10 protein-coding genes are annotated in these 9,694 nt (G+C 50.4%); 2 read left to right on the top strand and 8 right to left on the bottom strand.

Annotated elements, in window-relative coordinates:
- The 5 genes from TX85_RS22235 to TX85_RS22215 form a co-directional block, all read right to left on the bottom strand.
- The coding region (locus TX85_RS22235; RefSeq protein WP_187375187.1) for a metallophosphoesterase family protein at nucleotides 1–936 on the bottom strand (936 nt) is incomplete at its 3' end.
- Between the two features lie 32 nt (nucleotides 937–968).
- A complete protein-coding gene (locus TX85_RS22230; RefSeq protein ID WP_044482044.1) occupies nucleotides 969–1,802 on the bottom strand; it encodes a carbohydrate ABC transporter permease in 834 nt (277 codons plus the stop codon).
- On the bottom strand, nucleotides 1,799–2,740 hold the full coding sequence (locus TX85_RS22225) for a carbohydrate ABC transporter permease (protein ID WP_049895167.1): 942 nt from the start codon (nucleotides 2,738–2,740) through the stop codon (nucleotides 1,799–1,801). The genes TX85_RS22230 and TX85_RS22225 overlap by 4 nt, the downstream gene beginning before the upstream one ends.
- 61 nt (nucleotides 2,741–2,801) lie before the next feature.
- Nucleotides 2,802–4,130 carry an ABC transporter substrate-binding protein gene (locus tag TX85_RS22220; protein WP_044482043.1) on the bottom strand — a complete coding sequence of 443 codons (1,329 nt, stop codon included), beginning with the start codon at nucleotides 4,128–4,130 and terminating at the stop codon, nucleotides 2,802–2,804.
- Nucleotides 4,131–4,165: 35 nt separating this feature from the next.
- A complete protein-coding gene (locus tag TX85_RS22215; RefSeq protein ID WP_044482042.1) occupies nucleotides 4,166–4,945 on the bottom strand; it encodes an MBL fold metallo-hydrolase in 780 nt (259 codons plus the stop codon).
- 260 nt (nucleotides 4,946–5,205) lie between these two features.
- On the opposite strand from TX85_RS22215, the gene TX85_RS22210 reads away from it, so the two are divergent.
- A complete protein-coding gene (locus TX85_RS22210) occupies nucleotides 5,206–5,994 on the top strand; it encodes a DeoR/GlpR family DNA-binding transcription regulator (RefSeq protein ID WP_044482041.1) in 789 nt (262 codons plus the stop codon).
- Nucleotide 5,995: 1 nt separating this feature from the next.
- Here TX85_RS22210 and TX85_RS22205 read toward each other — a convergent pair whose 3' ends face one another.
- The 3 genes from TX85_RS22205 to TX85_RS22195 form a co-directional block, all read right to left on the bottom strand.
- A complete protein-coding gene (locus tag TX85_RS22205; RefSeq protein ID WP_044482040.1) occupies nucleotides 5,996–6,490 on the bottom strand; it encodes a hypothetical protein in 495 nt (164 codons plus the stop codon).
- 206 nt (nucleotides 6,491–6,696) lie between these two features.
- The gene (locus TX85_RS22200) at nucleotides 6,697–7,881 is read right to left on the bottom strand and encodes a YhgE/Pip domain-containing protein (protein ID WP_044482039.1); all 1,185 of its coding nucleotides are present in this window, start codon (nucleotides 7,879–7,881) and stop codon (nucleotides 6,697–6,699) included.
- 117 nt (nucleotides 7,882–7,998) lie between these two features.
- A complete protein-coding gene (locus TX85_RS22195; protein ID WP_044482038.1) occupies nucleotides 7,999–8,778 on the bottom strand; it encodes a nuclear transport factor 2 family protein in 780 nt (259 codons plus the stop codon).
- Between the two features lie 192 nt (nucleotides 8,779–8,970).
- Here TX85_RS22195 and TX85_RS22190 point away from each other — a divergent pair, with 192 nt between their 5' ends.
- Entirely contained in the window at nucleotides 8,971–9,582 is a 612-nt protein-coding gene (locus TX85_RS22190) for a TetR/AcrR family transcriptional regulator (protein WP_044482037.1), read from the top strand.
- The last annotated feature ends 112 nt before the right edge of the window (nucleotides 9,583–9,694 follow it).

The raw sequence follows: 9,694 nt of genomic DNA, 5'->3' as shown, positions 1-9,694 counted from the left end.
CCGCTTAGCGCCGTTTTGATCGGCAAAAGCCCCAGCGAGGAGCTTCTGGCTTCCGGTTCCGGAAAACGAGGAAGCCGTTTCAACGTTAAGGCCCATGAGTGTGCCCGGACTTCCTTTCCACGCAAACGTGCCTTCTTCCGTAATCCGGCGTTCGATATGGTCCAGCGTGCGTACGCTAAGGCCTGCCGGGTGAATATCAATCACGCGCGACTGCCGCTTGCCGTCCCGGGTGCAGGAGCTATGAACACCGGTCAGAAAGAAATGGGTGCCTTGTATGAGCGTATGGGAGTTAACATACCCCTGGCTAAGATGATAGTGGGCAGAGAACCACATAACGATCTCCGGAAAGCTGCGGACAAGCTCCAGCCAGCGATAAGGGTCATGGTTCTGATCCAGGTAAGCGTTCGTAGAACGCACATGAACGCGGGGGACCGTCCGCAGGCCGCTTCCGATCGGCGGCGCATGGGTAAAGAAGATCACCGGCACGCCCGGCCGTTCCTTCAATTTGGTGACCAGCGCGTCAAACTGGCGATCTGTCGCATAACATTCCTGCACATCGTAACAGGAATCGGCGGGTTGGGGCTCGGTCGAGGCGAAAAACAGCCGCCACTCGCGAAATTCCAGGACGCCGTAAGGCTCTTGCAAGCCGAAAATATCCAAAAACGCTTTTTCCATCGTACCGCTTGGCTGCACGCCGCCGGATTCCCGCTCCAGATCGTGATTGCCCATGATCGGGCGTAGGGGCGCCTGAGTCCGGTCAAGATGTTCCTTTGCTTCCCGCAAGCCTTCCGGACGGCCGATCCGTCCGTTTCTTCCGAAATCCCCCAGCGGAATCACTAAATCGGGGGCAATCATCGCCACGTCCTCCATGGCTTTTATAGTTAATTCCGGGTGTTGTCCATCGATATGGAAATCACCAAGCACAACGATTCTCAACGAAAAACCCTCCTAAACAAGTAAGCGACAAGTCAGCCCTTGATGCCGGTCAAGGCAATGCCTTGCACAAAGTATTTTTGTCCGATAAAGAACAGAATGACCGTAGGCAGCATCGCCACGCAGGCGACGGCCATCAAATAGTTCCATTGCACATCGAATTGTCCGTTAAAAAAGTTCATCCCTAACGAAATCGTAAACAGTTCCTGTTTGTTCAAATAGATCAACGGCTGAAGAAAGTCGTTCCACGCCGCATCGAACTGGAAAATCGCCACAGTGATGAGCACTGGCACCGTAACGGGCAGCATCACATGCCACAGGATGCCGAAAACGCCGGCCCCGTCGATTTTGGCTGCTTCTTCCGTATCTGGAGGGATGGTCAGGAAAAATTGCCGCAGCAAAAACACGTAAAAGGCGTTGCCGAAAAAGCTGGGCACCGTTAGCGGCAAAAACGTGTTCACCCAGCCGATCTGCGTAAACAGGAAAAACTTCGGAATCATCACCACGGTCCAGGGTATCATCATCGTGGAGATCATGATCATGAACAGCACGCCGCGCCCCGGCGCGCGATAGCGGGCAAACCCGTAAGCGGTAACCGTGCAGGACAGAAGCGTCCCGAATACGCTAAGCACCGTAATAAGGGCGGTATTTCCGAACCATAGGCCAAACGGAAGCTTGGTGAACGCTCGGGCATAGTTTTCAACCTGCAAAGGCAACGGCAGCCAGACCGGAGGCCAGGCATACAATTGTGCATCGCTCTTAAACGATGTTGACAGCATCCATACGAACGGGAACAGCATCGCAATAGAGCCGACGCCGAGCAACAGATAAAGCAGGGAGCCGAGCAGCGGATGTTTTTTTAGTGTCATTTTTTGTCTCCTCCGTAATAAACCCACCGCCCGGAAGTGGAAAATACAAGCAGCGTCAAGGCCAAGATGATCACAAACAGCAGCCAAGCGAGGGCGGAGGCGAAGCCCATTTCGAATTTCCCGAAGGCGTAATCGTACAAATGATAGTTGAAGAAACGGGTAGAGTTCAGCGGCCCGCCTTTAGTCATGACATAAGCCTCGCCGAATTTTTGCAAGGCGCCGATGATGCCGGTGATCAGATTGAAAAAAATCGTCGGCGTCAGCAGCGGCAGCGTAATATATCTGAATCGTTTCCAGGCGTTTGCGCCGTCCAGCGTCGCCGATTCGTAGAGAGAGTCGGGAATTCCCTTCAGTCCCGCCAGCCAAATGATCGTCCCGCCGCCTACCGACCACAGGTTCATAAAGACCAGGGAAGGAAGCGCCCAGTTCGGATCAAAAATCCAGCCCGGGCCTTGGATGCCAAATTGGGCAAGCAAGGTATTCAGCAATCCCAAATCCGGGTTAAAGACGAATACCCACATGACCATTACCGCGACGCCGTTGATTTGCGATGGCAAGTAATAGATGGTGCGAAACAGCCTGGTACCCGGCAAGGAGGTGTTAAGGAGCAGCGCCAGCGCCAGGCCGACGACCAAATTCAGCGGTACCGAGACGATGGCGAAGCCGAATGTAATGGCCAACGACTTCCAAAACAATGGATCTTTCGTCAACGCGTCCGCATAATTGCTAAGGCCGACCCATTCCGGAGCGGTCAGCATATTCCATTCCGTAAAGCTGAAATACAGCGAGGCCAGCATCGGACCTGCATCCAGAGCGACCAAATGGATCAGCCAGGGGGAAACCAGCAAATAAAAGATCCAGGCTTCCTTACGTTTCAACAGCGATTTTTGTTTCCGAGGTGCAGTTTTGGCCGCTTTGCGGCTCGTGATGGCTTCCATCGGCAGCCTCCCCTAGAATGGGCAGACAGGCGAGCCTATGGCCCGCCCGCGCCTGAATTTTTCACTTCTGTTTCGCCTGATCCGCAGCGGCTGCGGCTTCGTCCAAAACTTGCTTCACATCGCTCTCGGAGAGCAGGATCTTCTCCAATGCTTCCGTAAAAGCCGGCTTTCCGCTCTTTGGATAATCGACATCGATCATATCAGGCATCGTTTTGGTATTGGGAATTTCGTCCGTAAACGGCTTATAGTTCGGGTCCGAAGCTTGTCCTTTTTCTTCGGCCACCGGCTTGTAAGCTACGAATCCGAAATCGCCGAAGATTTCGGCCCCGCCCCGGCTGGTCATATATTTGATGACATCCCAGGCCGCTTCCTTGTTGGGCGACTTGGCATAAATTCCCCAGCCGCCGTAAAACACGAAATTATTGGCTCCCTTGGGGCCGACCGGGAGCGGGACGGTACCGAAGTCGAGCTGCGGATCTTCCATATATTTCTCAATTGGCCATCGGCCGTTGAAATCCATAGCCACTTTGCCGGCGGCAAACATGTCAATGCCTTTAAACGAGTCGGTATCGGTGCTGCTCGGCATGATTTTATCTTTGTGGTACGCGTCGCTTAACCACTGCAGCGCCTGAACCGTTCCCGGACTGTTCATATAACCTTGATAGGTGCTGCCGTCAGGGCTGACGATGCCGTCACCGTAAGCGAGCACAAGCGGCTGAACGCGGCGCTGGTCGGTTCCCGGCAGTTTGAAGCCCCACTGCACTGTTTTTCCATTTTCCGTCTTGGTCAACTTCTTGGCGGTTTCATACAGCTCGTCCCATGTCCATCCGGCTTTAGGGTAGGGGACGTTCGCTTCATCAAACAGCTTTTTGTTATAGAGAATCGCCATATTCGTCCAGTCTTTAGGCATGGAATACAGCTTGTCCTTGTATTTGCCGTAATCCACAATGTCCTCGTAAAACTCGTCCCGCTTAATGCCGTTTGGCCCCGCGGCCAATTCGGTCAAATCCGCCAGACCGCCGTTCTCGCTGAAAATCGGGATATGGGTTTCTCCCAACATGATGATATCGGGCGCGTCGCCGATGGCAAACTGGGCGAGCAGCTTCTGGTCATAGCCATCCGGTACGGATTCGAACGTAATCTCCACGTTGGGATGCTCTTTCATATAGTTGTCCAACACCGATTTTTGCATTTCGTAGCTGTCGGCAGTTGACCAGGTCGTCATGCGCAGCTTGATTCTTTCCGTTCCAGCCGTCCCCGTTGATGTATTTCCATTTGCCGCGGGCTCATTAGTCGCCGCCGTTCCGTTGTTCTGCTGGGCGCAGCCGGTCAAAGCAATCACACCGATAAGCAGGGCGGGCAGCCATTTCCGTAAAAACTTCTTTTTCATTGTCGTTCACCGCTTTCTTTCAAATGAATGGTCATTTAGAGCAGGATCGTTTGATCTTTCGCCGGCCACATCACCGGACCGGAATAGATCGCTTCGGCCGCTTTCACGCTGGCTTCGTTGTTGTGGCGCAGTCCGTGGATCAGGGCAAGCTGTTCAACGTTAGCCGCTTTGGCAATCTCCGCCGCATCCATCGCGCTGGAGTGCAAACCTCCGTTCTTTTGCGGATTTGCCGGGATTGCTCCATAGGTGGCTTCATGGATGAGCAGCGAGCTGCCGCGGGCCAGATCGATAATCGGTTCATGGTAGGCGGTGTCGCCGGTAAAGGTGACGGTTTTGCCAGTTTGCTTGTCCGTGTATTTATAGCAAAGAGCTTGTACCGGGTGCAGGGAAGAGGTTGTTTCCAACAAGAAGCGATCGTCTTCATGAGCTTCTCCCGGTGAAAGCGGAATAATAGTAGGGTAGTTGCGGTCGGGATAAAACTTGCGATTCAAAAACAGAAATTCCAGCGTATGGTGCATGATCGGCTGCAAATCTTCCTTGGGACCGAGGATTTTCAGACCGGACAAGTCTTTGTTGGTGATCAGGAAGTAATAGAGCAAAGAGGGGAGCGAGATGTAGTGGTCATGATGCATATGGGTGAACAGCAAATAACGGATACTGCCGGGATCGATCCCTTGTCGGCGGAGATTGTCCACGATATTCCACCCCGTATCGACCATTACCTCGTCATTGATCAAAAAGCTGGCCGTTTCACCTCCCAGTTCAGGAACGGCCGCCTCCGTTCCGAAGAACGTCACTTTTGTTTTTTCTTGCATGTTGATTTTCCTCCTATCCATGATTTGTTTCGATCAATTCATATTCATTCTAGTTGCTAAATATAAAAAATAGATTAAATCCAACGGTCTTATATGTAAATATCGATCACAATTATGCGAGATATTGATTGATAACAATCAAAATTTCCTGAATTTCTCTTTTTTCTCTTGCCTTTTTAATCGTCTGTCGGTAAAGTAGAAACAGGGAAAGGAATGGAATGGAATGAAGGAGTTCGCAGCCGGGGAGGAAGAAAGGTCAAATGAAAGCCAGACACCGCGTTATCGTAGCCTATTTGAAAGAACATACTTTTTTGCACGTCAACACACTAGCCGAGCTGCTGGAGGTATCGCTTCCAACGATCCGCAGGGATCTGCATGAAATGGAGCTCGAAGGTTATATTCAGCGGGTAAACGGAGGGGCCTTTCTTAAATCGGCAGGAGAAGGATCGGGGGAGGCTGCGGCGAAGGGTGGCGATCCGCTCGCGGCGCATAAAAAGGCGATCGCAGCCGAGGTCGTTAAATGGATCGAGCCGGGGGACACCTTGTTCATCGATTCCGGCTCGACGACCGGCCATGTGGCCGATTTGCTGACGGAACTAAAGGACATTACAATTGTGACGAACAGCATCGATATTGCCTATAAATGCATGCGCAAGCCGAACCTCTCCGTGTTTGTTTGCGGCGGGACCGCAGAGGACGTTCAGTCGGAATCCGGCATCGTCGGCCCGCTGGCCGAGCAAATGATCTCCCAATTTCGGGCCAATCTATGTATTCTCGGTACCGCTGGGCTCGATCCAAGGCAGGGCATCACGGATCCTTATTTGTCCGTTGCCCGGATTAAAGAGAAGATGTTTAGCTATTCGGCCCGGCGCATTCTGGTCACCGATCACAGCAAGTTCGGCAAAATCCATAAAGCTTTTGTCGCCCCGATCGAATCGTTTGATTGTTTGATTACCGATTGGGAAGCATCCGAACAGCAACTGGAAGGCGTTCGCCGGAGGGGAATTCAAGTGAAGCCGGTGTCCAATCCGGGTGACGTTCTCCCCTAAGCTATTCGACCGCTTCGATCTGCTTTCGCTCGGTCTCCAGTTTATAATCTTGATCTTTACCGTCTTTGCTTTGCAACGTAAATTTCGCGATGGCGGTGACTTCATAAACCCCCGGGGTTTTAAAGCGATACTGATGCTTTTCTGTAATGACCCCGTCCTGTTTCATAGGGCGCACTACACCGATGGACGTTCTTAGGATGGGATCCGCGTTCCCGTCACTGTCCTGAATCACATAATAAAATACCGGATCCCCGGTCATGATCTCGAGTGTTCGATCCGCCGTGTTTTTCAATTCCGCCTCCATGTTAAAAATCGTGTTTACCTTCACTTGTTCCGGGACCGAAAGCTGTACGGAGAAAAAGTCGTCCTGGGTGTCTGTCGTTTGAACAAGCGGAGCAGGGTCCTCCTTGGGCTGGTTGGCAGCTGGAGCCGATTCCGGTTCGGAAGATTGGCAGCCGAGCAAGGCGAGCAAGAGAACAAATACTATCTTTTTCAAAATAAACACCTCCACCCTCTAGACGATAGAGTGGAGGTGTATGTTTCAAACGAGCCTATTGCTTATAAGGCAAAATCACGATTTCATTGCTAAGTTTTTTAGACAGACGATGCGCAAGGCTGCGCAAATGGCCGCCAAAATAAGCAGGGTGGGCGGCGCGTAACGTAGTAAGTCTTGGCTGGCTGGGATCAGAAGCTTACCATATTTTACTCCCCTGTAACAGAAGTAGGGAGCGCATCTGTTGCTGCTCGACCGGCCTTAAATCCAGAAGCGAGCAGTAGGATCAAAAATCCCACGGCGACGCCCCACAAAACGCAGGCGTTCGAGCCGACCGCGTCCAGTCCTCCGAAGTACATCACTTCCCGCAGCCCTCCTGCCGCAAACTGCAGCGGCGTCCACGAATAGATCCAAACTCGCGTTGTATGCGACAAGAACTCCGGAGCCATGTTCAACAGCGGCATGGAGAAGAACATCAGGAGTACGAGCAGAGGCATAGCCCGGAATCCGATCCAATTCAGCAAGGAAGATTGCAACAAGAAGAACGCCGATCCAGCCAACCATAAGAACAACCAAGTCTCCCTCGCGTTCGCCAGCTCCATGCCGTACCACGACGAAGCCATCCATACGGTGAAGCCTGACGCTATACCAGCGGCCACAAGCCCCACGATAGCTTGCAGCGCACTTACTGCCCATCTCCTTGAACCCGCGGCGACCGCCTTCTGGCTAGCCAGGAACAACATGATCCCGGTCACCAGACTGCCGATCCACATGATCTGGATCAACAAACCCGGCGCATTCCCCGACGCATTATTCACTCCCGGTGGATGCACGACTTCCTCCTGAACGGTAATCGGTGTCATTAAAGCTGTAGCCGTTTCAACCGGAATTTGCTCCGTTTGCTGTCCAATCTGCTCAAGCAGCTGCTGCAACAGTTCCCCGCTGATCATTTTCATCGCTTGCCCCATTGCTTGTCTTATGACCATCGAGGCTTGGGTATTCATACCCTCGTTGGAGATGATCTTCACATTAGGGTGAATCGGCGAGTGAGTTGCTAATGAGAGTAAACCGCTGCTCAGATCCGCCGGAATCACCATCGCTCCGTAATATTCGCGTTTATCCAATCCTTCCCGAGCCTTTTCCTCGGAATCCACGATATGCCAGACGAACGGCATTGCCGGGTCTGACACCAACTTTTCCCGGATCATTTCCCCTACCGCAAACGTTCCTCCAGTCGGCAGCTCCGCCGGCTGGTCAAGGACAACGAGGGCGACCGGGAGCTCCTTTGGCTTCGATCCAACCACCGATCCCATCATCGCAACCCCGAATACGGTCAGCACGATCAGGACGAGCGCTAATCCAAGCCACATCATTTTTTGTGTCAATATTTTCATGATTCTCCCTGTATCCATTGGACTATAAAATTTTCCACTCCAGTACATTCGTGAAGCGAAAGACATCACCGTAATTACATTCGGCGATGTCTTTCTTGCGATTCAGCTGCACAAGCTTCAAAATCTACGGTTCGTATTTTTTCGTTTTTCTTCCGGCAGAATGGCCTCGATGACGTCCCAATGCTCAGCGATCTTTCCATCCTGTACGCGGAACAAATCGTAGAAAGCTGTAGGTTGACCATCGAATTGACCTTCACTCCCGGTAAGAACAAAATCGCCTTGCCCGATGACTTGATGGATATGAGTATATTGAAACTCAACTTTTCTCTCCTTCAGCGCCTGCAATGCAGCGTGAAGACCGGAAAGGCCGTCTGCAATATGCGGACTATGCTGAAGGTAGGTATCTCCATCAAAGTAAGAGGCAAGAAGGTCAGGGTTCTTCCCGAGCAAGATGTTCTCAACATAGCTTTTGACCAATGCTTTGTTGGCCTCCGTCTTGTCGATATCCTTAATCGTAACCGGTCCGTCAATCATCGTATGATGGCTTGGTGTCTTCTCCACCATCTCTTGCAAATTGTCCCAATGTTCAACGATGAGTCCATTCTCAAAACGGAAGATATCAAAACCGATTTTAGGGCCGTGAAAATGATATACCGAATGAAGAGCCACAACATTTCCGTCAACTAAAGCCCGCTTAACGCTTACCTTTGTCCCCATTTCCTTTAAATGATCAAGTGCGCCAAGCATGGCTTCACGACCATCGAGTAAAGCCTGGTTGTGCTGAATATATTGATCTGGATGAACGTAAGCCGTAATCGCTTCGGGATTGCCGCTCTCAAAACTTTCCAGTACGGCGACTGCCTTACGAACAAGCTCATTTTGATAATTGAATGTCATTGAAGTATCCTCCTTGGATTTTTTGGTTATTAGATAAATAATGAACAGTGTGTTGTTTATTTATCTTCTGCTTATTATAATTGAGGTTAATATAACGCTCAATATTCAATATTTTTAGTTATGATAGATAACAGACAACTCATAAAACTTTGTCGCTTAACGACCTAAATAAATTTAGGGGGAACGAAAATAATGACTAAGAAAACCGACCTAAGAATACTGCGTACGATACAATCGATTCGAAAGGCGTTTTATGAGCTTATTCCGGAAAAAGGATACGATGCGATAACGGTCCAGGATATTGCCGATCGGGCTATGATCAATCGAAACACTTTTTATCTTCACTACCAAAACAAGCCTGATTTACTGGATACATGTATGAATGAACTGTTAAGCGAATTAAGGGAGGCAGTCGTTCTTTGTCCGATCAGCATGAGTCCTTTCAGCCTTTCTTTACTCGAGACCGTCATGCAAACGGTACTGGAGCAAATTTCGCTAAATATGACCTTTTACCGTTCCATGTTAATTGAAGAGAATCGAATCTATCCGTTTCAAGCGAAAATGGAGAATATCATTAAGGATAAATTAATGGAGGGGTGGAAACCTGCTCAGGAAAACTCCGTATTAGCGATATCCAAGGAATTGCTGATCGAATACCTTGGATCGGCTTTCATGGGGATCGTAATTTGGTGGGTTAAAAATGATAAGCCCCTTCCTGCAGATGAAGTTTCATCTCAGTTTAGCAGAATCGTTGCCTATGGGCACTTAAGAACTGCCGGCATCGCCGTAGAGGAAGAAAATTAGCGATTGACTGATGATTGACGAAAGTGGCTTTCACGGAATAGGCTTAAAACTTGGTTTATGGGGCATTGAAAATCATATTGACATATCGCAAAATGTAGATATAATACAAAAC

Source organism: Paenibacillus antibioticophila, from assembly GCF_000455265.1.
GTDB classification, from domain to species: Bacteria; Bacillota; Bacilli; order Paenibacillales; family Paenibacillaceae; genus Fontibacillus; species Fontibacillus antibioticophila.
Note: the sequence above shows the minus strand (reverse complement) of the source record. Positions and strands in the feature narration are given on the sequence as shown.

What these genes read in the sequence shown, in the direction of transcription:
- TX85_RS22200 (WP_044482039.1), bottom strand. Translation starts at nt 7,881, where the DNA reads ATGAAAATATTGACACAAAAAATGATGTGGCTTGGATTAGCGCTCGTC.
- TX85_RS22215 (WP_044482042.1), bottom strand. Translation starts at nt 4,945, where the DNA reads ATGCAAGAAAAAACAAAAGTGACGTTCTTCGGAACGGAGGCGGCCGTT.
- TX85_RS22230 (WP_044482044.1), bottom strand. Translation starts at nt 1,802, where the DNA reads ATGACACTAAAAAAACATCCGCTGCTCGGCTCCCTGCTTTATCTGTTG.
- TX85_RS22190 (WP_044482037.1), top strand. Translation starts at nt 8,971, where the DNA reads ATGACTAAGAAAACCGACCTAAGAATACTGCGTACGATACAATCGATT.
- TX85_RS22220 (WP_044482043.1), bottom strand. Translation starts at nt 4,130, where the DNA reads ATGAAAAAGAAGTTTTTACGGAAATGGCTGCCCGCCCTGCTTATCGGT.
- TX85_RS22210 (WP_044482041.1), top strand. Translation starts at nt 5,206, where the DNA reads ATGAAAGCCAGACACCGCGTTATCGTAGCCTATTTGAAAGAACATACT.
- TX85_RS22225 (WP_049895167.1), bottom strand. Translation starts at nt 2,740, where the DNA reads ATGGAAGCCATCACGAGCCGCAAAGCGGCCAAAACTGCACCTCGGAAA.
- TX85_RS22195 (WP_044482038.1), bottom strand. Translation starts at nt 8,778, where the DNA reads ATGACATTCAATTATCAAAATGAGCTTGTTCGTAAGGCAGTCGCCGTA.